This is a genomic window from Bacillus atrophaeus, from assembly GCF_001584335.1.
GTDB classification, from domain to species: domain Bacteria; phylum Bacillota; class Bacilli; order Bacillales; family Bacillaceae; genus Bacillus; species Bacillus atrophaeus.
On the sequence record NZ_LSBB01000001.1, the window covers coordinates 408083 to 430481 of the forward strand.

Here is a 22399-nt window from a genome sequence, read left to right on the forward strand (position 1 = left end):
CTGTCTTTTTTTGTAGAATCAATAGAAGTGTGAAATTGTCACTCGGGACAATAAAAAAGGAGCTGAAACACAGCATGGGAAAGGTTTATGTATTTGATCATCCTTTAATTCAGCATAAGCTGACATATATTCGAAACATAGAAACTGGCACAAAGGATTTCAGAGAGCTTGTGGATGAAGTTGCCACTCTTATGGCCTTTGAAATTACACGTGATCTTCCTCTTCAGGAAGTGGACGTTAGAACACCGGTTCAAGCTGCAAGATCGAACGTCATCGCAGGGAAAAAGCTTGGAATCGTCCCTATACTGAGAGCGGGGCTTGGGATGGTTGACGGTATATTGAAGCTTATTCCTGCCGCAAAAGTGGGACATGTCGGTTTATACCGCGATCCAGAAACCTTAAAACCTGTTGAATACTATGTGAAGCTTCCTTCAGATGTGGAAGAGCGTGAGTTTATCGTTGTTGACCCTATGCTTGCCACAGGAGGTTCTGCCGTAGAAGCAATCAACAGCCTCAAAAAGCGCGGGGCGAAAAATCTTCGCTTTATGTGTCTGGTTGCAGCGCCTGAGGGTGTTGAAGAATTGCAAAAGCATCATTCGGATGTGGACATTTACATAGCCGCCCTTGATGAAAAATTGAACGAAAAAGGATATATTGTCCCTGGTCTTGGTGATGCGGGAGACAGAATGTTCGGAACGAAATAATGAAAGAAAACCCAAATGGGTTTTCTTTTTTTATCCATTTTTTTGATATTCGGGTAGCTCTTATACATTTATAGGTGAAATTGTGAACATTCTGTGTAGGCTGTTGTTATAAAAAGTTTTTTAACTTTAAACAGATTGACACATGTTGGGGGCTATTGTATGCTAAACGAGGGTATTATGAGAAGGTTTTCATAGCTTTCATTATAGTATTCGTCCTCAATATAAATCCTCCTAGAAACCCTTGTTAATGAGGATTTATAAAAGCGAACGAAACAGCATCCTTGCAAGACTTCAGGTCATGCTGGCGGATGAATGATTTTTTCGAACAGGACCGTTTTTTCCGAGCGGAAAAGGGTCTTCTACTAGGGTTAACCGCTGATATTGCCGTATCCAAGATACACATTACTTTTTCATCAGGAGACAGATAGTCGATGGACGATCCCAATCTTACATTCAGCAGACAACGAAAATATCTATTCATCATGTTAGCAGTCTATGTACTGGGTTACGGTTTTACAGCATATAAAACCATATTCTTAGGCTTGATTCTCGGGACTGGTTTCAGTTTGTTTAACCTTTGGCTTCTCATCAGAAGAATGAATGCTTTTGATAAAGCCGTCGCAAAAGGAAAGACCATACGATCTCTTGGGAGCGCAGCGCGGTGGTGCAATGCGATTCTCGCTGTGGCCATTGCTTACAAGTATCCCCAAAATGTTCATATGGCAAGCGTAATTATTGGATTAATGACGATTTACCCTGTCATTATGATAGATTCCTTTATCCAGCTTAAACGTTCATCAATGGAAGAGAGGTGAAAACCCTTTGAATCATGAATACAGAACTTATGAGTTTCTCGGTTTAACTTTCAATTTAACAAACGTTCTTATGATTACTGTGGCGAGTGTGATCGTGTTTTTAATCGCTTTGCTTACGACACGCGCGCTTTCAATCCGGCCAGGAAAAGCCCAGAATTTTATGGAATGGATTGTTGATTTTGTCCGTAATATTATTGGCAGTACAATGGATTTGAAAACAGGAGCTAACTTCTTGGCCCTCGGTGTCACTTTACTGATGTACATATTTGTATCAAATATGCTGGGGCTGCCGTTCTCTGTTACAATCGGACACGAGTTATGGTGGAAATCACCGACAGCAGATCCGGCCATTACACTGACTCTTGCCGTTATGGTTGTTTCATTAACCCATTATTATGGGGTGAAGATGAAGGGATTAAAGGAATACAGCAAGGATTACTTAAGACCGGTTCCGCTTTTATTCCCGATGAAGATTATTGAAGAGTTTGCAAACACGCTGACTCTCGGCTTGCGTCTTTACGGTAACATATTTGCCGGTGAAATACTTCTCGGACTGCTTGCGAGTATGGCAACGAGCTTCTACTCGAACAGTGTGTTGCTCGGCTTGGTTGGAACAATCGGAGCGATTATTCCAATGCTTGCATGGCAGGCGTTCAGCTTGTTCATTGGTGCCATTCAGGCGTTTATCTTCACGATGCTGACAATGGTATACATGTCTCACAAAATTAGTCATGATCACTAAAACATTATATCCAAATGGATAACATTTTAAAGGAGGAACTTTTTCATGAATTTAATAGCAGCTGCGATTGCAATTGGTTTAGGCGCACTTGGTGCAGGTATTGGTAACGGTTTGATTGTTTCACGTACGGTAGAGGGAATTGCCCGTCAGCCGGAAGCAGGTAAAGAACTTAGAACTCTTATGTTCATGGGTATCGCTTTAGTTGAAGCCCTTCCTATTATCGCTGTCGTTATCGCATTCTTAGCGTTCTTTGGCTAAGCATGAAAGCCTTATATGAACTAAAAATGGCGAAGATCATTCCAAGAGAACCTTCGCCATTGCTTTATGTCTGATAAGCGCCGACTGGCTGCCGTCAGCAAAGAAAAACCTGCAGAAGGGAGTTGCCGTAGTAGATGTCTCAATTACCACTTGTGTTAGGAGCCGGTATTTCGTTTAACGGCGGAGATATCCTGTTCCAACTGATCGCAATGTTAATTCTATTAGCGTTCTTAAAGAAATTCGCTTTAGGGCCGCTTTTAAACATAATGAAACAACGTGAAGACCATATTGCGGGAGAAATTACGTCCGCTGAACAAAAAAATGAAGAAGCGAAGCAGCTTATTGATGAGCAGCGCGTTCTTCTAAAAGAAGCGAGACAAGAATCCCAAACGCTTATCGAAAATGCGAAGAAACTTGGAGAGCAGCAGAAAGAATCCATTATTTTGGCTGCCCGCGAAGAATCTGAGCGTTTGAAAGAAGCAGCAAGAACGGAGATCGTAAAAGAAAAAGAACAAGCGGTCGCCGCTCTTCGCGAGCAAGTCGCGTCACTTTCTGTCATGATTGCATCGAAAGTCATTGAAAAAGAACTCGACGAACAAGCTCAAGACCAATTGATTCAGGATTATCTTAAAGAGGTAGGAGAAAGCCGATGAGTGGATCTGCTGTCTCTAAACGCTATGCATCAGCTCTTTTCGACATTGCGCTTGAGTCCTCTCAAATCAATGAAATAGAAGAAGAGCTTAAAGTTGTAAAAGAAGTGTTCCAAAACGAAAAAGCATTAAATGATGTATTAAACCATCCGAAAGTGCCGGCTGCGAAGAAAAAAGAGCTGATTCAAAATGCTTTTGGTTCTGTCGCCCAGCCTGTGCTGCATACAATCTTTCTTCTGATTGACCGTCACCGGACTTCGATTGTGCCTGATCTCACAGACGAGTTTGTGAAGCTGGCGAACAAGGTACGCCAGACTGAAGATGCGATTGTATACTCGGTAAAACCGCTGACAGATGCGGAAACTGCATCATTATCTCAAGTATTTGCAAAAAAAGCCGGAGTCGCTTCACTCAGAATCAGAAATGAAGTGCAGACGGATTTAATAGGCGGCGTAAAAGTCCGCATTGGAAACCGGATTTTTGACGGCAGTGTAAGCGGAAAGCTTGAACGCATTGAACGTCAACTTGCCGGTGAAATTCGATAGAAGGGGTGAAACCTAAGTGAGCATCAAAGCTGAAGAGATTAGCACGCTGATAAAGCAGCAAATTCAAAATTATCAATCTGAGATTGAAGTTCATGACGTAGGTACTGTCATCCAAATCGGTGACGGTATTGCCCGCGTACATGGCCTTGACAATTGTATGGCCGGTGAACTTGTCGAATTTTCAAATGGTGTTTTGGGAATGGCTCAGAACCTTGAAGAATCAAACGTAGGTATCGTTATCTTAGGACCTTACACAGAAATCCGTGAAGGAGACGAGGTCAAAAGAACGGGCCGCATCATGGAAGTTCCGGTAGGGGAAGAATTAATCGGGCGTATTGTGAATCCATTAGGACAGCCTGTTGACGGACTTGGTCCGATTTTAACAAGCAAGACTCGTCCGATTGAAAGCCAGGCTCCTGGTGTAATGGATCGTAAATCCGTTCATGAACCGCTTCAAACCGGTATTAAAGCGATAGATGCCCTTATTCCGATCGGCCGCGGCCAGCGTGAGCTTATCATTGGGGACCGTCAAACAGGTAAAACATCTGTAGCGATTGATACGATTTTAAATCAAAAAGATCAAGACATGATCTGTGTGTATGTTGCGATCGGACAAAAAGAATCAACAGTCCGCGGCGTTGTAGAAACATTGCGTAAACACGGCGCTCTTGATTATACAATCGTTGTAACGGCATCTGCGTCACAGCCGGCTCCGCTTCTGTACCTCGCACCGTATGCAGGGGTTACAATGGGAGAAGAATTCATGTATAACGGCAAGCACGTTTTGGTTGTATATGATGATCTTTCTAAACAAGCAGCTGCTTACCGTGAGCTGTCCTTGCTTCTTCGCCGTCCTCCGGGCCGTGAAGCGTTCCCTGGAGATGTATTCTATCTTCATTCACGTCTGCTTGAACGTGCAGCGAAGCTTAGTGACGCGAAAGGCGCGGGTTCAATTACAGCTTTGCCATTCGTAGAAACGCAAGCCGGAGATATTTCAGCTTACATTCCTACGAACGTTATTTCTATTACAGACGGACAAATCTTCCTGCAATCCGATTTGTTCTTCTCGGGTGTTCGCCCGGCAATCAACGCCGGATTGTCTGTATCACGTGTCGGCGGTTCAGCTCAAATCAAAGCGATGAAAAAGGTTGCAGGTACATTGCGTCTTGATCTAGCTTCTTATCGTGAGCTGGAAGCATTCGCTCAATTCGGATCAGACCTTGATCAAGCGACTCAGGCTAAACTGAACCGCGGTGCGCGTACAGTTGAAGTTCTGAAGCAGGATCTAAACAAACCGCTTCCGGTTGAGAAGCAGGTTGCAATTCTTTATGCGCTCACAAAAGGATATCTTGATGATATTCCTGTAGCGGATATCCGCCGTTTTGAAGAAGAGTACTACATGTACCTTGATCAAAACCATAAAGAACTGCTTAACGGCATTTCCCAAACAGGAAATCTTCCGGCAGATGAAGACTTCTCTGCCGCAATCGAAGGTTTCAAACGTACATTCGCACCAAGCAACTAACAGGCATGTTTATGAGAGAAAAAGGTTCTCTTTTTCTCTCTTTTTACGCAGATGAAGAAAAAAGGTGGTGAAATCTTTGGCCTCATTACGCGATATAAAGTCAAGGATCACGTCAACGAAAAAAACAAGCCAGATTACAAAAGCCATGCAAATGGTATCTGCTGCAAAGTTGAATCGTGCTGAAAACAATGCAAAATCGTTTGTTCCTTATATGGATAAGATCCAGGAGGTTGTTTCAAACGTTGGGCAGGGATCCGGAAGTGTAAATCATCCGATGCTTGTCAGTAGAGAAGTGAAGCGGACTGCGTATTTGGTCATCACATCTGACCGGGGACTCGCAGGAGCTTTTAACAGTTCTGTTTTGCGTAACGCATACCAGGCGATTCAAGAGCGCCATCAGTCAAAGGATGAATATACGGTTATCGTGATCGGAAGAGTAGGCCGCGATTTCTTTAAGAACCGCGGAGTTCCGATTATTTCTGAATTAACCGGACTTGGTGATGAAGTCACATTCACTGAAATTAAAGATTTGGCGCGTCAAACGGTGCAAATGTTTATTGATGAAGCATTTGATGAACTGCATTTGTTCTACAACCATTATGTCAGTGCGATTTCCCAAGAAGTGTCGGAGAAAAAGCTTTTGCCGTTAACTGATTTAGGCGGCGGAGGCAAAAGAACGGCTTCATACGAATTTGAACCGTCTGAAGAGGAGATTCTGGAGGTTTTGCTTCCTCAATATGCAGAAAGCTTAATTTTCGGAGCGCTTCTTGACAGTAAAGCAAGTGAACATGCTGCGAGAATGACGGCGATGAAAAGCGCGACTGATAATGCGAAGGATCTTATTGATTCCCTTTCACTGTCATATAACCGTGCACGCCAAGCAGCCATCACTCAAGAGATTACGGAAATTGTCGGCGGTGCATCTGCCTTAGAATAGAGATTTTGTCAGGAGGGATAGCGATGAAGAAAGGACGCGTTAGCCAAGTAATGGGACCTGTCGTTGACGTACGTTTTGAAGACGGTCACTTACCTGAAATATATAATGCGATTAAAGTTTCACAACCAGCAACAGGTGAAAATGAAGTAGGCATCGATTTAACGCTAGAAGTCGCACTTCATTTAGGCGACGATACTGTACGTACGATTGCGATGGCATCTACAGACGGTATTCAGCGCGGAATGGAAGCGGTGGACCAAGGTTCTCCTATTTCAGTGCCGGTTGGTAATGTAACATTGGGACGTGTATTTAACGTACTTGGAGAAAATATTGATTTGAATGAACCGCTTGCGGCAAACACGGAGAAAGATCCGATTCACAGACAAGCTCCGTCATTTGATCAGCTTTCTACAGAAGTGGAAATCCTTGAAACAGGTATTAAAGTTGTTGATTTGCTTGCTCCTTATATTAAGGGCGGTAAGATCGGATTGTTCGGTGGAGCCGGTGTAGGTAAAACCGTATTGATCCAGGAATTGATCAACAACATCGCGCAAGAGCACGGCGGTATCTCTGTATTCGCCGGTGTCGGAGAGCGTACTCGTGAAGGAAACGACCTTTTCTACGAGATGAGCGATTCAGGCGTTATTAATAAAACGGCCATGGTATTCGGACAAATGAACGAACCGCCTGGCGCACGTATGCGTGTTGCACTTACAGGTCTTACAATGGCAGAGCACTTCCGTGATGTCCAAGGACAGGACGTATTGTTCTTTATTGATAACATCTACCGCTTTACACAAGCAGGTTCTGAAGTATCAGCCCTTCTCGGCCGTATGCCTTCAGCGGTTGGTTACCAGCCTACGCTTGCAACAGAAATGGGTCAGCTTCAAGAGCGGATCACGTCTACAAATGTTGGATCGGTTACATCTATACAGGCGATCTACGTGCCTGCCGATGACTACACTGACCCGGCGCCTGCAACGACGTTCGCCCACTTGGATGCGACGACGAACCTTGAGCGTAAGTTAACTGAAATGGGTATCTACCCTGCGGTGGATCCGTTGGCTTCTACATCACGCGCCCTTGCTCCTGAAATTGTCGGAGAAGAGCATTATGCGGTTGCCCGTGAAGTACAATCAACGCTTCAGCGTTACAAAGAGCTTCAGGATATCATTGCGATCCTCGGTATGGATGAATTGAGTGACGAAGACAAGCTTGTCGTTCAGCGCGCGCGCCGCATTCAATTCTTCCTATCTCAAAACTTCCACGTGGCTGAACAGTTCACAGGACAGAAAGGATCTTACGTGCCTGTTAAAGAAACCGTACAAGGTTTTAAAGAAATTTTAGCAGGTAAGTACGACCACCTTCCTGAAGATGCGTTCCGTCTTGTCGGACGTATTGAAGAAGTCATTGAGAAAGCGAAAGAAATGGGTGTAGAAGTTTAATCTGGTCCTAGGAGGGTAAAAGCATGAAGACCGTTAAAGTCAATATCGTTACTCCCGACGGCCCAGTGTATGATGCGGATATTGAAATGGTGAGTGTAAGAGCGGAGAGCGGAGAGCTCGGTATTTTACCCGGACATATTCCGACTGTCGCTCCGCTTAAAATCGGCGCTGTCCGTTTGAAAAAAGACGGTCAGACTGAATTGGTTGCTGTCAGCGGCGGATTTGTTGAAGTCCGTCCGGATCATGTTACCATTCTTGCTCAATCTGCGGAGACAGCGGAAGGTATCGACACAGAGCGTGCCCAGGCTGCGAAACAGCGGGCACAAGACCGTTTGAATACACGATCAGATGATACTGACATTCGTCGGGCTGAGCTTGCTTTACAGCGAGCCTTGAACAGATTGGATGTTGTAGGGAAATAAACGAAAAAATCCTTCTCAGTTTGAGAAGGATTTTTTTCTATCGTATAAGAGAGTCAAATAAAGCAAGCAGCGGTTGATGTTCTTTTTTACGCAAATATAAGTTCTCACAGCAATTGGCTGTGTGCCATGTTTTGTTCCCTCTTCTGTATCCCATTGTGTACGCGCCGTCTGTATACGGATATGGGGCTACAACCCATTCCGCGTCGTGATGATGCTTAATGGCGCAATCTATGATATAAATGCTGATCATTTTTTCGAATTCTTCAATCGGAAGCTTCCAATCAGCGAGCAGCAGCTCTTGTATACTTTGAAAATAGAGATGTTCCAGCTCTTCAAGGCTTTCTCTTGTATAAGTCAGAGAAATGTTATGAAACTGACACAATTCACTCAGTTCTTCAAGCTGTGACTGTCTATAATCGTAGTAGAATGCGATTGCTTCCCACTCCTGCTCAAATGTCGGCAGGCCTTCACCGTATTGCTTTTCCGGCTGAAAAAAGGAATGATTCACATTATCAGCTCCTCTCGGGAGACATTATACCATGCACAAGAACCGCCGGATAAGTGGTGATTACTCCTAGATATGGATAAAAATTCTGACAGAACATTCTGAAATGATAAAAGTTATCATCTTTATCTCTGCTTCCTATATAATAAGAAAGGATATACGGAGTACGGAAATGAATGAAAGGAGATGGGAAACGATGGGCGCATTGGGTCAGCAGGCCGCCATCAGCATTTTGACACATTTGCTGTTTATTGCGATTACTTGGTGGGCGCTGCAAGCCGTTAATTTTGATCCGATGATCCGAAAAGGGAAAGTGGTTCAGGCCAGACTTCTGATCATTCTTCTGACCATTGCGATCGGAACGACAGTCGGCAACTTCTTTTTAGATTATCTCAATTACTCAAAACAGCTGCCATACCTTTTTTAATGGTTTTGAATATCGAAATACCGGGTATAAATGGAGAGTGCTCTCCTGATTTTCCGCGAGTTTTGACGAGTTTTTCCACGTATGCCGCTCCTTATCTCCGGTAACAATGGAGGATAAGGGGAGGAAGATGCGAAATGAAGAAAAAACAAGTGATTCACGCCATTATTTTATCCGTTTTTTTAAGCTTTATGATTGCAGTATTTCACTCGATTCAAGCCAGCGAGTTAAGCCCGCTTGCTCAAATCGCCGAGGGTTTGAATCGCCATGATGTATCAGTTGACGAATGGACATTGCATGCAAAAAAAAATATGGAGCTGTCTGAAAAAGAATTTTATAAAAAAGTGCAACATTTAAAAAACCAATACCGTCAATATCATTGGGAACTGGCAAAGGAAGAGCAAATCGTAAAGGCTGTTGGCACATATACTGACCAAAAAAATAACACAACTTTTAAACTGCAGCTTGTTACTACCCTCAAAAACTTCAACCCGACATCGTATTTACTATATGAGCAAAAGAGTCTTGATACACCGGAAAGCTGGAATGATACATATGAACAGTTTGAACGGCAGGCACTCGACATATTCCAAGAAAAAGTATTTATTTTCACTTGTCTTAAGGGTCATTTAGATGGTAAGATGAATATTGTTTTGCAAAAAAATGCAAATCAATTAGTTAAGGAATTTAAAGCAAAACCTGTTGAAAATGTAGTTGAGCCAAATTTCGTCTCTATTTCTGCATACACCGATGAGTGGAATGATTCCATCATGACACCGGAACACAAAATGAATTTGCAAGTTGCACTTAGAAGTGCGGGAATGGGCGAAAAACATAGCGTTACGGTTGGCACACCAATCGTTACGACTGAATATTAATATAGAGAATATTGGGACGCGGAGGGGAATACCTTGGAAAAAATCATCGTCCGCGGCGGTCAAAAGCTAAACGGCACAGTTAAAGTTGAAGGAGCAAAAAATGCCGTTTTACCTGTTATCGCTGCATCTTTGTTAGCAAGTGAAGAAAAAAGCGTAATTTGTGATGTACCTACGCTCTCCGATGTATATACAATTAATGAAGTGTTGCGTCATTTAGGAGCAGATGTGCATTTTGAAAATAATGAAGTCACTGTGAATGCTTCATACGCTTTACAAACTGAAGCACCTTTTGAATATGTGCGTAAAATGAGAGCATCTGTGCTTGTCATGGGTCCGCTGCTTGCGCGTACAGGTCATTCAAGAGTAGCGCTGCCTGGCGGATGCGCGATTGGTTCAAGACCGATAGATCAGCATCTAAAAGGCTTTGAAGCAATGGGCGCTAAAATCAAAGTAGGCAATGGCTTTATTGAAGCTGAAGTAGAAGGCCGTCTGCAAGGCGCAAAAATCTATCTTGATTTCCCAAGTGTGGGAGCGACAGAAAACTTGATTATGGCAGCCGCTTTAGCCAAAGGAACCACAACGCTGGAAAACGTGGCAAAAGAGCCTGAAATCGTTGACTTAGCGAACTACATCAACGCCATGGGCGGCAAAATCCGCGGAGCTGGCACCGGCACCATCAAAATTGAAGGGGTCGACAAGCTTCATGGCGTGAAACATCATATTATTCCTGATCGTATTGAAGCCGGAACCTTTATGGTTGCAGCTGCAATCACAGAAGGAAATGTTTTGGTAAAAGGAGCAGTTCCTGAGCACCTTACTTCTTTAATTGCAAAAATGGAAGAGATGGGTGTAAAAATACAGGATGAAGGAGAAGGCCTGCGTGTTATCGGTCCGGCTAAGCTGAAACCGATTGATATTAAGACAATGCCTCACCCTGGATTCCCTACGGATATGCAGTCGCAAATGATGGCGCTGCTGCTTCGTGCCAACGGAACAAGCATGATTACGGAAACTGTTTTTGAAAACCGTTTTATGCATGCTGAAGAATTCCGCCGTATGAATGGTGATATTAAAATTGAAGGACGTTCTGTAATTATTAACGGTCCTGTTCAGCTTCAAGGAGCTGAAGTTGCCGCTACTGACTTGCGTGCGGGTGCAGCTTTGATTCTTGCGGGGTTAGTGGCTGAAGGCCATACTCGTGTAACTGAACTGAAACATTTGGATCGCGGCTATGTGAACTTCCACCAAAAGCTTGCAGGTATTGGAGCGGATATCGAACGTGTAACGGACGAATCAGCCGCTGAACAAGAAAGCCAAGAAGCAGTATCGGACTTAAATGCATAAATGATGAGGGTCAGTATGTCAGCAGTGGCATACTGGCTTTTTTATTCTTTTATAAAATGAGTTTATTATCATCATTATGCACAAATGCTGAAAAAAGAATACGTGAAAACTATAAAAACAAATAAAGTTCATGTCCAAAAGGAGAGTCATATTAGCTTGTCCCTGCCCATAAGATGAAGTAGAGTCGAATCTCAAGCAGGAGGCCGCTAAATATGAAACCTTTCGTAATCACACTATCCGGACTATGTGTATTGATTCTCTTAATCCCTACGCTCCTTGTCATACCGTTTCAACATGAAAGAGGGGCAGCGGTATCAGAAGAAGTCAAACAACCAACAGCAGGCTCTCAGAGGGAGTCAAAAGGAGCGGAAACATTGAAAAAGTCACCGGTTTCTATTCCTGTCTATCGAACGGCGCATCAATCTGTAGAAGATATTCCTCTTGAAGAGTATGTCATCGGAGTTGTCGCCTCGGAAATGCCGATAAAATTTGAAATGGAAGCATTGAAGGCTCAGTCTCTTGCAGCAAGAACTTTTATTGTAAGACTGATGGTTTCAAACTCAGCAGTAAAAGCGCCAAAAGGCTCGCTTGTGGACGATACGCAAATGTTTCAAGTCTATAAAAGCAAGGACGAGCTGAAAAAGCAATGGGGATCAAGCTACACGCAAAACCTGAAGAAAATTACAGAGGCTGTTGCCGGCACGCAAGGCAAGATTTTAACGTACGATGATAAACCGATTGAAGCGTCTTTTTTTTCCACAAGCAACGGTTATACTGAAAATGCTGAGGCCTATTGGACAAGTGCGATCCCTTATTTAAAAAGTGTGAAAAGCTCTTGGGACAAAAAGTCACCTAAGTATCTTGCCAGCAAAACCTTTACTGTTGCCGAATTTCAGCAAAAGCTTGGCGTTCAGCTAACGGGGCAAAACACGGTGGGGCAGATAACCGAGGAGACCCCGGGGCACCAGGTGGCTTCAGCAGTGATTAATGGCAAGAAGCTGAAGGGAAGAGACATACGGGAGAAGCTCGGCCTCAATTCCGCTGATTTTGAATGGAAGCGGAGCGGAGACAAGATTACCGTGACAACCAAAGGCTTCGGGCACGGAGTCGGCATGAGCCAGTATGGCGCCAATTACATGGCTAAAGAAGGAAAGACGGCCGATGAAATCGTAAAGTACTATTATCAGGGTACGGCCATTTCTGAAGCTGACGGGTTTTTAAATAAGTATATGGCTAAGAAATAAAGACGCTTGCTTCAAGCGTCTTTTTTTATATGGGAAAAATCATATCCGCTGCGGCTTGATAAAGATTTACAGAGCCTTCGGCTATTCTATGGCAGACATATAACATGCCGTATGTGAGATAAATCTTTGAGCTGATTTCTTTTTGCGTAAGAAGAATGAAAGAACCTGCCGAACTGCTGTTGCTTTAAAGTGGAAAAGACATCCACATACCGTGTATTTTTCTGATCGAGCGTCGAGGGACTCATATAACGAAAGTCTAAAGGCGGACAAACTCGTTTTTTAGCCCTTTCATTAGGCGGAAATCACTAATAGAAGCGTCCGTATCTAAGTGAAAGTAAACAGCGGGAATGGGGAAGCCTGCCCTATTTATTTCTGTGTGTATGTCGATTACGATTAGGTTGTTGTGTTCAACGTTGAACGCCTTCACAGAATGAAAGATGATAAGGAGCATAGATATGAAAAAAAGATTTTCTCTACTAATGATGGTCGGTTTGGTTTTATCAGTAGCTTCACCTGCTTTCGCGGCAGAACAAAAAGTTCCGGCTGCAAAACCGGATACAAATGTGGCAGTCTTACTTGATGCGAGCGGCAGCATGGCGAAAAGAATAGATGGCGTATCAAAATTTAATTTGGCGAAAAAGGAAATTTTTCAGTTTGCCAAATCTCTTCCGACAGACTCTCAAGTGAAAATGAGTGTATTTGGATCAGAAGGAAACAATAAAAACTCTGGAAAAGTCCAATCATGTGAAGCCATTCGCAACGTATATGGCTTTCAAGGTTTTGACGAGCAAAGCTTCCGTAATTCTCTCAACACAATCGGGCCGACTGGCTGGACACCGATTGCAAAAGCGTTGAACGAGGCGAAGTCTTCTTTCGATCAGCTTGATAAAAAAGGCGAAAATGTTGTCTATCTTTTAACAGATGGTGAAGAAACTTGCGGAGGCAATCCTATTAAAACAGCAAAAGAACTTCATAAGCATAATATTACTGTCAATGTGATCGGATTTGACTTTAAGGAAGGCTACAAAGGGCAGCTTAACGCCATTGCAAAAGTGGGCGGCGGAGAGTACTTCCCGGCATCCAGCCAAAGTGACATTAAGCAAATTTTCAAGGCGGAATCTATTAAATTAGCGAAATAAGCAAAATGGGAGCCGGAAAAGGCTCCTTTTTTCAGGGTTTTTTAACAAAATATTCAAAAACAAAAAGCCAGCGACCTGTATTATAGAATCAGTTTAACGCTGACTTGACAGCACATAAACGTAAAAAGCATCAATCTTGTCATTTCCTGTCTATACTTTTTAGGTTGAAACGTCCAAAAAACAGCTCTATCAATACGTTTTTGAAATTAGATATGAACATACATAAGAGGCAGCTAGCCCTATATCTTTTTACTTTTTCGTATTCTAGCATAAAGGAGAATCCAAAATGTTTTTGGATACTAAATATGAAAAAGAAAGGAAGATGCGTGATGAAAAAAATGTTAACTGCTGGAATTGTAGGCCTTTTGACAGTCTCACTGGCTTCTCCGTCGTTTGCGGCTGAGAAGAAAACCCCTGACACGAATGTAGCCGTTTTATTTGATGGAAGCGGAAGCATGGTCCAAAAAACAGGAGGAGAACGCAAAATAGACGTTGCCAAAAAATCGGTGAAGTCTTTTGCGGAATTGCTGCCTGAAGATACAAATCTGATGCTTCGCGTCTTTGGCCATGAAGGTAACAATAAGCTGTCAGGCAAGGCTCTTTCATGCAGCACAACGGAAACCATTTACGGATTGCATCCTTATGAAGGCTCGCTATTTAATAATGCCCTCAGCCAAATCAATCCTACAGGATGGACGCCGATTGCAAAAGCGCTTTCTGATACGAGAGAAGAATTTCAAAAAGTGAACGCTGAAGGGAAAAATGTCGTTTACCTAATCACTGACGGTGAAGAAACATGCGGCGGAGATCCGGCGAAAGAAATTGAAAAGCTTCGTGAAGCGAATGTGGACACGATCGTGAACATTATCGGCTTCAACTTTGACGTAAAAGGAAATCAAAAAATGAAACAAGCGGCCGTTGCGGGCGGCGGAGAATATATCTCAGCTAAAAACGCAGAAGAATTCGAACAGGCTTGGGAAAACGAAGCTCAAAAATTCACAGAAGAATAAAGGTAAAAAAGGCGCCGTGACGGCGCTTTTTTTCATAGATAATGAAGGTTTTCAGACATTGTTTTAAAAAGGGTTTGCGGGGGAATGATAGGACAAAAAGGGGATGACAGTATGGGATTATTAAAACCGATAGGACTTATTCTTATTCTCGCCACCGTGGCATTTGTATTGCTCGGTATCTTTTTAAAACTTGCGGCATTTCTTTTCGTCAGCGTTCTGACTCTGATAGCCGCAGTTATTTTATTCACAATGATCAGCAAAAACCGCCATAAACAAACGTAAAGAGTCCTTTTAGGGGGCTCTTTTTTCTTTGGATTGGACATTCGACAAAATGGAATGAGTGTGAAAAAATATAGAGGAAGGATCATGTGGAGGGGAAGAAGTTGAAAGATAGGGTAACAGCGGTCAGGGAGATTATGCATTATGAAAATGGGGAAATGAAAAGGCGGACAGATCAAATGGTCACGGAGTATCCATTAACTGTGATGCTCAACGGCCGTGAATTTGTCACGCTGGTCTGCACGCCGGATCATGTAAAGGAACTTGTTATCGGATTTTTGGCGTCAGAAGGGGTCATCCGATTTGAAAAAGAGATTAAACGGTTTACAATAGATGAAAGTCTCGGATTTGCATATGTTGATCTCACTCATCCGGAGACGTTAGAGCAAAAGGACTATACGAAGCGGGTGATTGGCTCATGCTGCGGGAAAGGGCGACATTTTTACTTTCAGCAGGATGTCAAAACCGCGAAAACGGCGGTGAGCCAAATCAAAATATCTCCGGAGGCATGTTTGGCGTTAATGAAGGAAATGCAAAGCGGAAGCGGAACCTTCCAGGAGACAGGCGGCGTCCATAATGCCGCGCTTTGTGATACGGATCAGCTGCTATTGATGCGTACGGATATCGGAAGGCACAATGCGCTTGATAAATTATACGGCCATTGCTTACTAAATGGAATGTCCGTCCGTGACAAGCTTATTGTGTTCAGCGGCAGAATATCATCAGAAGTATTATTGAAAGCCGCCAAAATTGGCGTATCCATTGTGATTTCCAAATCCGCTCCGACTGAACTCGCGCTGCAAATGGCGGAAGAACTAAACATCACGGCGATTGGGTTTGTCCGAAATGGATCGTTTAATGTATATACTCATCCTGAGCGAGTCGGGATATAGAAAGGGGTTTGGCTAATGATTACAGAAACGCGCCAGGTGTTAGATAAAAGAAACAGGCCGCTCAGAGATCTTCGTATTTCTGTCACCGACCGCTGCAACTTCAGATGCACGTACTGTATGCCTGCTGAATTGTTTGGACCGGATTATCCGTTTTTAAAAAAAGAGGAGCTGCTTTCTTTTGAAGAATTGGAGCGGCTTGCGAAGCTGTTTGTCAGCCGGTTCGGGGTGGAAAAAATCCGCCTAACCGGAGGAGAGCCCCTCATGAGAAAGGATATGCCGGAACTCATCAAAAAACTTGCGCGGATTCCAGGGGTCCGGGATATTGCCATGACAACAAACGGCTCGCTGCTTCCGGTCTATGCGGAAAAGCTGAAAAACGCGGGACTGCACAGAGTCACCGTCAGCCTCGATTCTTTAGAGGACGAGCGTTTCAAAGCGATTAACGGCCGCGGTGTCTCGGTCAGCAAGGTGCTTGAAGGCATAGAGGCGGCGAAACAGGCCGGTCTGGGCATTAAGGTGAATATGGTCGTCCAAAAAGGCGTGAATGAAAAGGATATTCTGCCGATGGCCCGCTATTTTAAAGAAAAGGGCCACATCCTTCGGTTTATTGAATTTATGGATGTCGGCAATACGAACCAATGGAACAAAAAAGACGTTATCACGAAGGCTGAACTTATTGATATCATTCAACAAAACATGCCCGTGGAACCGATTGAAGCCAATTACACGGGAGAAGTCGCTTCAAGATTCCGTTATCTCGACGGTTCAGGCGAGATAGGCGTGATTTCATCTGTGTCAGACGCGTTCTGCGCTTCCTGTAACCGGGCGCGGCTGTCCGCAAGAGGAGAGTTGTTTACATGCTTATTTGCGGCAAGCGGCTACGATATCCGGGAGCTAGTGCGAAACGGTTTGTCTGATCAAGAGCTGACGGATGCGATCGGTTCTGTATGGAGAAATCGAACTGATCAATATTCAATCGACCGCACGCTTTCAAAACCGAACGGCAAAAGGAAAGTGGAAATGTCTTATATCGGCGGTTAAAAAAACACGTGCATCATGAGAAAAAAAGCTTACCGGCAGTCCGTCAGCGGACATTGCCGGCAAGCTTTTTTATTTAACAATGGGAAATGAATAACTGCATCAAGCAGAAAAACAGGAGACACACCGAAATCTATAGATAAAGTAGGGTTTATTCGCCGAATATGTGAGGATCACATGATTCTAAAGCCATACAATATGATAAAATAGTACTAACAGAAAATAGAAAAGGTTGTGAAAGGGGCATGGCCACAAAAGAGATTCCGTCGTCTCAAGTAGGAGTGAAAATCAATAAGTGGTATAAGGATATATTAACATTCAATGTGGCAGATGCCATCAGACTGAAGGAAGAGATCGATCAGGATATACAGAACATGGAGGAAGATCAGCTTTTATTGCTTTATTATCAGCTGATCAGTTATCGCCATCAAATCATGCTGGATTATGTAGAGCCGGACTTAAGTGAGGAATCTGAGGGCCAATACTGTGAACTGCTGAAAACAATAGAAAGCAGGTCAGACGGCATTTCAGGTTTGTCCGAATACTACTTTAATTTGTTCAGGGGAATGTACGAATTTGAGCAGAACAATTACGTATCGGCCATATCCTTTTATCGGAAAGCGGAAAAGCTGCTTGCGTATGTAGAAGATGAAATTGAAAGAGCGGAATTCCATTTTAAAGTGGCTGAAGTATTTTATATGATGAAACAGACGCACTTCTCTATGAATCATGCCATTCAGGCGCTCGAAACCTATCAATCCAACGAGTTCTACAGAGTGCGGAGAATTCAATGCCATTTTGTCATTTCAGGCAACTACATCGATTATAAAAAACATGAAAAAGCGCTTGAGCACTTAGATGATGCTTTGCGTCTGGCGCAATTGGAAGGACAGCCTCGTTTGATCGGCTCCGCACTTTTTAATATCGGCAATTGTTATTTTGACAAAGAAGAGCTTGACCGCTCTGCCGAATATTTTAAAAAGGCGCTTCCTGTGTTTGAAGAAAACCAGTTGGAGCAGTTTCCTAAGTTATTATTCAGCTTGACGCACGTCCTCTTTAAGAAAAAAGACACTCCAAATGCGATGCTATATTATGAAAAAGGAGTTGCCATCGCACAGCAAAGAAACGACCGGTTCAGCTTGGAGAAATATAAATTTTTGCAAGCATTATACATAGAATCGGTAAACCATGATATGCTCCAAGACGTATTTGACTATATGGAAGATAAATTATTGTACGTGTATATAGAAGAATTTGCGTTGGAGGCGGCAAAATACCACAGCCAGCGTAACAACTATAAAGAAGCGATGCTATTTTATGAAAAAGCCGTCAGCACCAGAGTGCAAATCCAAAAGGGAGAATGTTTGTATGAAGTGTAAAGTGTAACCGGCATCTGAATCAGCATAGACTTTGGCAAACCATCTGAATCCAGATGGTTATTTTTTTGGGCGCATCGGGACGTTTAAATTTGGGGGGAACAGGAATAAAACCGCTAAAAGCAGTATTTCAAATCAATGTATGCTAAAGGATGTGACGCCGCGGTTTCTGTTTTCGATTCAAGCATGAAATGGCGGAAGCTGTGTGCGGCCGATTCTCATAGGATAGTTGGGCAAGGAGGAATTTCATGTTTGGTTTTAATGATATGTGGAAGTTTTTTTGGTCTTTCTTGATTGTTCTGCCGCTTGTTTCTGTCACTCATGTTGCGGGGCACAGCTTTATGGCATTTATTTTTGGCGGCAAAGCGTCTTTGGATATTGGCATGGGAAAGAAATTATTTAAAATAGGGCCGATTCGGGTACGGCGTATCTATTTTGTAGATTCTTTCTGCCAATTTGGAAACCTCAAAATAGATAATCGCTTCTCGAACGCGCTCGTGTACGGAGGGGGCTGTCTATTTAATTTCATCTCGATTTTCACGGTAAACTTGCTCATCTTAAACAGTGTATTAGAGCCGAATATGTTTTTTTATCAATTTGTCTACTTTTCCACCTATTATATATTTTTCGCTCTGCTGCCGGTCAGGTATTCAGAAAAAAAACTGTCTGACGGGCTGGCTATCTATAAGGTCCTCCGTTACGGAGAACGATATGAAATACACAATTAACATTGAAATGTTTAGTTCAGATATGAACGGGAACATAACAAGTACACAAATAAATGATAGGAGATGAAAAAAATGAGTAAAGACAACGGTTTAAAAGATAAAGTAAAAGGCGGAGCAAACAAAGCCAAAGGTGAAATGAAGGACAAAGTCGGCGACATGACAAACAAAGCAGACATGCAGGCTGAAGGGAAAAAGGATAAAGCCAAAGGCAGCATTCAAAAAGGCGTCGGTGAGACAAAGGATAAACTCAGCGAAGATAAGTAAACGATTAAGACTGGAAACTTAGGTTTCCAGTCTTTTTTATGCATTTCAACAAGTGGTAGTAAATGTAACAAAAATTAACTTTCATTTGGTTAATATATCTAAATTTTTTAAATATTCTTTGAATTGTTGTTTTTGTCGTATATAATAGTTACATAATTTATAACATAGGCAGCATCCAGGTTGGCCCGAGGCGGATCGCCGCTGTTTGAAGGAGAAACGGGATCGGCAAATCTACTTTGCTGAAAACGATTATGGGCCTGTCCCCCGTGCCAGACACGGAGAGATCCGCTTTAATCAAACGTTTGTTCAACATTGAAAACAGAAAAAAGGGCAAAAGCAGGAATCGCGTATATTCCCCTCTTTAACCGTTCGGTACAACCTCTTATTAGGAGAAGAACCTCTGTTAAGAAAAGACCGGACGGAACAGGTAAGGGAAGGCATCTTTCAATATTTCCTGTTATGAAAGAGATGATTGATCGGAAAGGCGGCGATTTAAGCGGAGGGCAGTAACCGCAGCTTGTAATTGCGAGAGCGCTGATAGGCAGCCCGAAAATGATTTTAGTTGATGATGAACCAAGGAAGGAATCCAGGTGCAGCGAAGACACGGCGAAGCGCTTTGAGCGCCATCTTATCGTATGAGTCAGGTTCCGCGAAAGGAAGATGATGCCCTGTCTGCATGGTTCCGGAGATTCATTCCTGCGACAGCCGCTTTATAAATAATCAATAAGGAGGACAACAGATGAAATTAACACCGGTTGAACAAGAGAAATTGCTCATTTTTGCAGCGGGGGAGCTGGCAAAACAGCGGAAGGCGCGAGGGGTGCTGCTGAATTATCCTGAAGCGGCCGCGTATTTGACCTGTTATATCATGGAAGGCGCGCGTGACGGCAGAGGAGTGGCGGAGCTGATGGAAGCCGGCCGGCATGTGTTAACGGAAAAAGACGTCATGGAAGGCGTGCCGGACATGCTTGAGAGCATTCAGGTGGAAGCAACATTCCCGGACGGCGTAAAACTTGTCACTGTGCATCAGCCGATTGCTGCGGAGGTGAAGTTATGAAGCCGGGTGCTTTTCAGATTGCAGAAGGAACCATCACCATTAATGAAGGGCGGGATACACAAGAGCTGTTAGTGAAAAATAATGGATCACGTTCGATTCAGGTCGGTTCACATTTTCACTTTGCCGAAGCAAACGGGGCCTTGTCGTTTAACCGGGAACAAGCCATCGGCATGCGCCTTGATATCCCTTCAGGAACGTCGGTCCGTATAGAGCCGGGGGAAGAAAAAACCGTCACCCTTGTTTCGATTGGCGGACGAAAAGCGGTGCGGGGCCTAAACGGAATGGCTGATACGTATATGGATGAAAGAGGAAAGGAAAAAACCTTATCAAACCTTAATAAAGCCGGCTGGCTGGAGGGGGTTATCCGATGAAAATGACACGCAGGCAATACGCTGAGCTGTTCGGTCCGACAACTGGGGATAAAATAAGACTCGGAGATACGGATTTATGGATAGAAGTAGAAAAGGATTTCACCATTTACGGGGAAGAAATGGTTTTCGGCGGCGGAAAAACGATTCGTGACGGCATGGGGCAAAACGGCCGGATAACGGCAAAAGACGGCGCTCTTGATTTGGTCATTACAAACGTTGTCGTCTTGGATTATACCGGCATTGTCAAAGCGGATGTCGGTATAAAGGACGGACGTATTGTAGGCGTTGGAAAAAGCGGCAACCCTGATATCATGGACGGTGTCGATCCCCATATGATCATCGGAGCCGGCACCGAAGTCATTTCAGGTGAAGGAAAGATTTTAACGGCCGGAGGGGTCGACACTCATATTCACTTTATTTGTCCGCAGCAAATGGAAGTCGCCCTATCTTCAGGTGTGACCACACTTCTCGGGGGCGGAACAGGTCCGGCAACGGGCAGCAAGGCAACAACCTGTACCTCCGGAGCCTGGTATATGGCGCGTATGCTGGAAGCCGCTGAGGAATTTCCGATTAATGTCGGGTTTTTAGGAAAAGGGAATGCTTCCAGCAAAGCGCCGCTTATCGAGCAGGTTGAAGCGGGTGCTATCGGCCTGAAGCTTCATGAAGACTGGGGCACGACGCCGAGCGCCATCAAAACCTGCATGGAGGTGGTCGAGGACGCCGATATTCAGGTGGCGATTCATACTGACACGATTAACGAAGCGGGTTTTTTAGAAAATACACTTGAGGCGATCGGGGACCGTGTCATTCATACATACCATATTGAAGGGGCGGGAGGAGGACACGCGCCTGATATTATGAAACTCGCTTCCTATGCGAATATTCTTCCGTCATCTACCACACCGACCATACCTTACACGGTCAATACGATGGATGAGCATCTGGATATGATGATGGTTTGTCATCATTTAGACGCCAAAGTGCCTGAGGATGTGGCATTCAGCCATTCGAGAATAAGAGCCGCCACAATTGCCGCGGAAGATATTCTGCACGATATCGGCGCGATCAGTATGACGTCCTCCGATTCACAAGCGATGGGACGGATCGGTGAAGTCATTATCCGGACATGGCAGGTAGCGGATAAAATGAAAAAACAGCGCGGGGCCCTAGCCGGAGAAAACGGCAATGACAACGTCCGCGCCAAACGTTATATTGCGAAATACACAGTAAATCCGGCCATTACCCACGGCCTCAGCCATGAAGTCGGGTCAATCGAAAAAGGAAAGCTAGCCGACCTTGTGCTTTGGGACCCGGTATTCTTCGGAGTAAAGCCTGAATTAGTCTTAAAGGGCGGCATGATCGCCCGCGCGCAAATGGGCGATCCGAACGCGTCCATTCCGACTCCGGAGCCAGTGTTTATGCGCCGGATGTACGCTTCTTACGGAAAAGCCAACCGCTCCACGTCCATTACTTTTATGTCTCAAGCAGGGATTGATAAAGGAGTGCCGGAAAGCCTCGGTTTAGAAAAAATGATTTCTCCGGTTCGAAACATTCGTAAGCTGAGCAAGATGGACATGAAGCTCAATGGCGCTATGCCTAAAATCGAAGTCGATCCGAAAACCTATCAAGTGTTCGCTGACGGAGAAGAGCTGTCATGCCAGCCTGTCGATTATGTTCCGCTCGGGCAAAGATATTTCTTATTTTAATCACAGCGAACGGCCGGGCTCTCTTCGGCCGTCTTTTTTGCTTTCTAAAAACGTTGCACGTTCGGCTGTCTTTTGGTGTATATTATATGTTGACAAACGA

Annotated in this window: 26 protein-coding genes; 25 read left to right on the top strand and 1 reads right to left on the bottom strand. The window is 44.0% G+C overall.

All coding sequences use genetic code 11. From position 1 onward, the window contains the following. The first annotated feature begins 74 nt into the window (after positions 1–74). The 10 genes from upp (at position 75) to AXI57_RS02045 (ending at position 8043) form a co-directional block, all read left to right on the top strand. Positions 75–704, top strand: coding sequence for a uracil phosphoribosyltransferase (gene upp, locus AXI57_RS02000; protein ID WP_061669420.1), 630 nt, complete (start codon positions 75–77; stop codon positions 702–704). Between the two features lie 431 nt (positions 705–1135). Next, entirely contained in the window at positions 1136–1519 is a 384-nt protein-coding gene (gene atpI / locus AXI57_RS02005; protein WP_003326551.1) for an ATP synthase subunit I, read from the top strand. A 7-nt stretch (positions 1520–1526) separates the two neighbouring features. Beyond that, entirely contained in the window at positions 1527–2261 is a 735-nt protein-coding gene (atpB, locus tag AXI57_RS02010; RefSeq protein WP_010790202.1) for a F0F1 ATP synthase subunit A, read from the top strand. Between the two features lie 45 nt (positions 2262–2306). Next, the gene (gene atpE / locus AXI57_RS02015; RefSeq protein WP_003151167.1) at positions 2307–2519 is read left to right on the top strand and encodes a F0F1 ATP synthase subunit C; all 213 of its coding nucleotides are present in this window, start codon (positions 2307–2309) and stop codon (positions 2517–2519) included. 134 nt (positions 2520–2653) lie between these two features. Beyond that, positions 2654–3172 (top strand): F0F1 ATP synthase subunit B, encoded by a 519-nt coding sequence (gene atpF, locus AXI57_RS02020; RefSeq protein WP_061669098.1) that lies wholly within the window; start codon positions 2654–2656, stop codon positions 3170–3172. Next, a complete protein-coding gene (locus AXI57_RS02025; RefSeq protein ID WP_003326554.1) occupies positions 3169–3714 on the top strand; it encodes a F0F1 ATP synthase subunit delta in 546 nt (181 codons plus the stop codon). Before atpF ends, AXI57_RS02025 begins: the two co-directional genes overlap by 4 nt. 16 nt (positions 3715–3730) lie before the next feature. Next, positions 3731–5239, top strand: a complete 1509-nt coding sequence (gene atpA / locus AXI57_RS02030) for a F0F1 ATP synthase subunit alpha (RefSeq protein WP_061669099.1) — start codon at positions 3731–3733, stop codon at positions 5237–5239. 76 nt (positions 5240–5315) lie between these two features. Further along, complete coding sequence (atpG, locus tag AXI57_RS02035) at positions 5316–6176, top strand: ATP synthase F1 subunit gamma (protein WP_061669100.1); 861 nt, start codon at positions 5316–5318, stop codon at positions 6174–6176. Between the two features lie 23 nt (positions 6177–6199). Beyond that, entirely contained in the window at positions 6200–7621 is a 1422-nt protein-coding gene (gene atpD, locus AXI57_RS02040) for a F0F1 ATP synthase subunit beta (protein ID WP_003326557.1), read from the top strand. A gap of 23 nt (positions 7622–7644) precedes the next feature. Then, positions 7645–8043, top strand: a complete 399-nt coding sequence (locus tag AXI57_RS02045) for a F0F1 ATP synthase subunit epsilon (RefSeq protein WP_003326558.1) — start codon at positions 7645–7647, stop codon at positions 8041–8043. Positions 8044–8080: 37 nt separating this feature from the next. Here the strand turns inward: AXI57_RS02045 and AXI57_RS02050 are convergent, their stop codons facing one another. Beyond that, positions 8081–8551 (bottom strand): hypothetical protein, encoded by a 471-nt coding sequence (locus AXI57_RS02050; RefSeq protein WP_061669101.1) that lies wholly within the window; start codon positions 8549–8551, stop codon positions 8081–8083. Positions 8552–8744: 193 nt separating this feature from the next. On the opposite strand from AXI57_RS02050, the gene AXI57_RS02055 reads away from it, so the two are divergent. From AXI57_RS02055 to ureC, 15 genes are all read left to right on the top strand, one after another. Continuing rightward, positions 8745–8975 (top strand): DUF1146 family protein, encoded by a 231-nt coding sequence (locus AXI57_RS02055; RefSeq protein WP_003326561.1) that lies wholly within the window; start codon positions 8745–8747, stop codon positions 8973–8975. A gap of 134 nt (positions 8976–9109) precedes the next feature. Further along, a complete protein-coding gene (locus AXI57_RS02060) occupies positions 9110–9850 on the top strand; it encodes a YwmB family TATA-box binding protein (RefSeq protein WP_061669102.1) in 741 nt (246 codons plus the stop codon). A 33-nt stretch (positions 9851–9883) separates the two neighbouring features. After that, entirely contained in the window at positions 9884–11194 is a 1311-nt protein-coding gene (murA, locus tag AXI57_RS02065; RefSeq protein ID WP_003326563.1) for a UDP-N-acetylglucosamine 1-carboxyvinyltransferase, read from the top strand. Between the two features lie 212 nt (positions 11195–11406). Then, positions 11407–12438, top strand: a complete 1032-nt coding sequence (gene spoIID, locus AXI57_RS02070) for a stage II sporulation protein D (protein ID WP_061669103.1) — start codon at positions 11407–11409, stop codon at positions 12436–12438. Between the two features lie 455 nt (positions 12439–12893). Further along, positions 12894–13577 (top strand): vWA domain-containing protein, encoded by a 684-nt coding sequence (locus AXI57_RS02075; protein ID WP_003326566.1) that lies wholly within the window; start codon positions 12894–12896, stop codon positions 13575–13577. Positions 13578–13906: 329 nt separating this feature from the next. Beyond that, the gene (locus tag AXI57_RS02080; RefSeq protein WP_003326567.1) at positions 13907–14587 is read left to right on the top strand and encodes a vWA domain-containing protein; all 681 of its coding nucleotides are present in this window, start codon (positions 13907–13909) and stop codon (positions 14585–14587) included. A gap of 111 nt (positions 14588–14698) precedes the next feature. Then, positions 14699–14869: a hypothetical protein gene (locus AXI57_RS21670; protein ID WP_003326568.1), complete on the top strand. Its 171-nt coding sequence runs from the start codon at positions 14699–14701 to the stop codon at positions 14867–14869. 101 nt (positions 14870–14970) lie between these two features. Further along, complete coding sequence (fdhD, locus tag AXI57_RS02085) at positions 14971–15759, top strand: formate dehydrogenase accessory sulfurtransferase FdhD (protein WP_061669104.1); 789 nt, start codon at positions 14971–14973, stop codon at positions 15757–15759. A gap of 15 nt (positions 15760–15774) precedes the next feature. Further along, complete coding sequence (moaA, locus tag AXI57_RS02090) at positions 15775–16800, top strand: GTP 3',8-cyclase MoaA (RefSeq protein WP_061669105.1); 1026 nt, start codon at positions 15775–15777, stop codon at positions 16798–16800. 242 nt (positions 16801–17042) lie between these two features. Then, positions 17043–18176: a response regulator aspartate phosphatase gene (locus AXI57_RS02095; protein WP_010790194.1), complete on the top strand. Its 1134-nt coding sequence runs from the start codon at positions 17043–17045 to the stop codon at positions 18174–18176. Between the two features lie 245 nt (positions 18177–18421). Beyond that, on the top strand, positions 18422–18901 hold the full coding sequence (locus AXI57_RS02100) for a hypothetical protein (protein ID WP_003326573.1): 480 nt from the start codon (positions 18422–18424) through the stop codon (positions 18899–18901). A gap of 72 nt (positions 18902–18973) precedes the next feature. After that, positions 18974–19165 (top strand): CsbD family protein, encoded by a 192-nt coding sequence (locus AXI57_RS02105; RefSeq protein WP_003326574.1) that lies wholly within the window; start codon positions 18974–18976, stop codon positions 19163–19165. A 739-nt stretch (positions 19166–19904) separates the two neighbouring features. After that, positions 19905–20222, top strand: coding sequence for an urease subunit gamma (ureA, locus tag AXI57_RS02115; RefSeq protein ID WP_013390679.1), 318 nt, complete (start codon positions 19905–19907; stop codon positions 20220–20222). Then, positions 20219–20593: an urease subunit beta gene (ureB, locus tag AXI57_RS02120; protein ID WP_003326576.1), complete on the top strand. Its 375-nt coding sequence runs from the start codon at positions 20219–20221 to the stop codon at positions 20591–20593. The genes ureA and ureB overlap by 4 nt, the downstream gene beginning before the upstream one ends. Then, positions 20590–22299 (top strand): urease subunit alpha, encoded by a 1710-nt coding sequence (gene ureC / locus AXI57_RS02125; RefSeq protein ID WP_061669107.1) that lies wholly within the window; start codon positions 20590–20592, stop codon positions 22297–22299. Before ureB ends, ureC begins: the two co-directional genes overlap by 4 nt. Positions 22300–22399: the final 100 nt, after the last annotated feature.

What these genes read in the sequence shown, in the direction of transcription:
- AXI57_RS02080 (WP_003326567.1), top strand. Translation starts at nt 13,907, where the DNA reads ATGAAAAAAATGTTAACTGCTGGAATTGTAGGCCTTTTGACAGTCTCA.
- AXI57_RS02045 (WP_003326558.1), top strand. Translation starts at nt 7,645, where the DNA reads ATGAAGACCGTTAAAGTCAATATCGTTACTCCCGACGGCCCAGTGTAT.
- AXI57_RS02100 (WP_003326573.1), top strand. Translation starts at nt 18,422, where the DNA reads ATGTTTGGTTTTAATGATATGTGGAAGTTTTTTTGGTCTTTCTTGATT.
- AXI57_RS02095 (WP_010790194.1), top strand. Translation starts at nt 17,043, where the DNA reads ATGGCCACAAAAGAGATTCCGTCGTCTCAAGTAGGAGTGAAAATCAAT.
- atpF (WP_061669098.1), top strand. Translation starts at nt 2,654, where the DNA reads ATGTCTCAATTACCACTTGTGTTAGGAGCCGGTATTTCGTTTAACGGC.
- ureC (WP_061669107.1), top strand. Translation starts at nt 20,590, where the DNA reads ATGAAAATGACACGCAGGCAATACGCTGAGCTGTTCGGTCCGACAACT.
- AXI57_RS21670 (WP_003326568.1), top strand. Translation starts at nt 14,699, where the DNA reads ATGGGATTATTAAAACCGATAGGACTTATTCTTATTCTCGCCACCGTG.
- moaA (WP_061669105.1), top strand. Translation starts at nt 15,775, where the DNA reads ATGATTACAGAAACGCGCCAGGTGTTAGATAAAAGAAACAGGCCGCTC.
- atpD (WP_003326557.1), top strand. Translation starts at nt 6,200, where the DNA reads ATGAAGAAAGGACGCGTTAGCCAAGTAATGGGACCTGTCGTTGACGTA.
- spoIID (WP_061669103.1), top strand. Translation starts at nt 11,407, where the DNA reads ATGAAACCTTTCGTAATCACACTATCCGGACTATGTGTATTGATTCTC.
- ureA (WP_013390679.1), top strand. Translation starts at nt 19,905, where the DNA reads ATGAAATTAACACCGGTTGAACAAGAGAAATTGCTCATTTTTGCAGCG.
- AXI57_RS02025 (WP_003326554.1), top strand. Translation starts at nt 3,169, where the DNA reads ATGAGTGGATCTGCTGTCTCTAAACGCTATGCATCAGCTCTTTTCGAC.
- AXI57_RS02105 (WP_003326574.1), top strand. Translation starts at nt 18,974, where the DNA reads ATGAGTAAAGACAACGGTTTAAAAGATAAAGTAAAAGGCGGAGCAAAC.
- AXI57_RS02060 (WP_061669102.1), top strand. Translation starts at nt 9,110, where the DNA reads ATGAAGAAAAAACAAGTGATTCACGCCATTATTTTATCCGTTTTTTTA.
- AXI57_RS02075 (WP_003326566.1), top strand. Translation starts at nt 12,894, where the DNA reads ATGAAAAAAAGATTTTCTCTACTAATGATGGTCGGTTTGGTTTTATCA.
- atpE (WP_003151167.1), top strand. Translation starts at nt 2,307, where the DNA reads ATGAATTTAATAGCAGCTGCGATTGCAATTGGTTTAGGCGCACTTGGT.
- atpI (WP_003326551.1), top strand. Translation starts at nt 1,136, where the DNA reads ATGGACGATCCCAATCTTACATTCAGCAGACAACGAAAATATCTATTC.
- AXI57_RS02055 (WP_003326561.1), top strand. Translation starts at nt 8,745, where the DNA reads ATGGGCGCATTGGGTCAGCAGGCCGCCATCAGCATTTTGACACATTTG.
- upp (WP_061669420.1), top strand. Translation starts at nt 75, where the DNA reads ATGGGAAAGGTTTATGTATTTGATCATCCTTTAATTCAGCATAAGCTG.
- ureB (WP_003326576.1), top strand. Translation starts at nt 20,219, where the DNA reads ATGAAGCCGGGTGCTTTTCAGATTGCAGAAGGAACCATCACCATTAAT.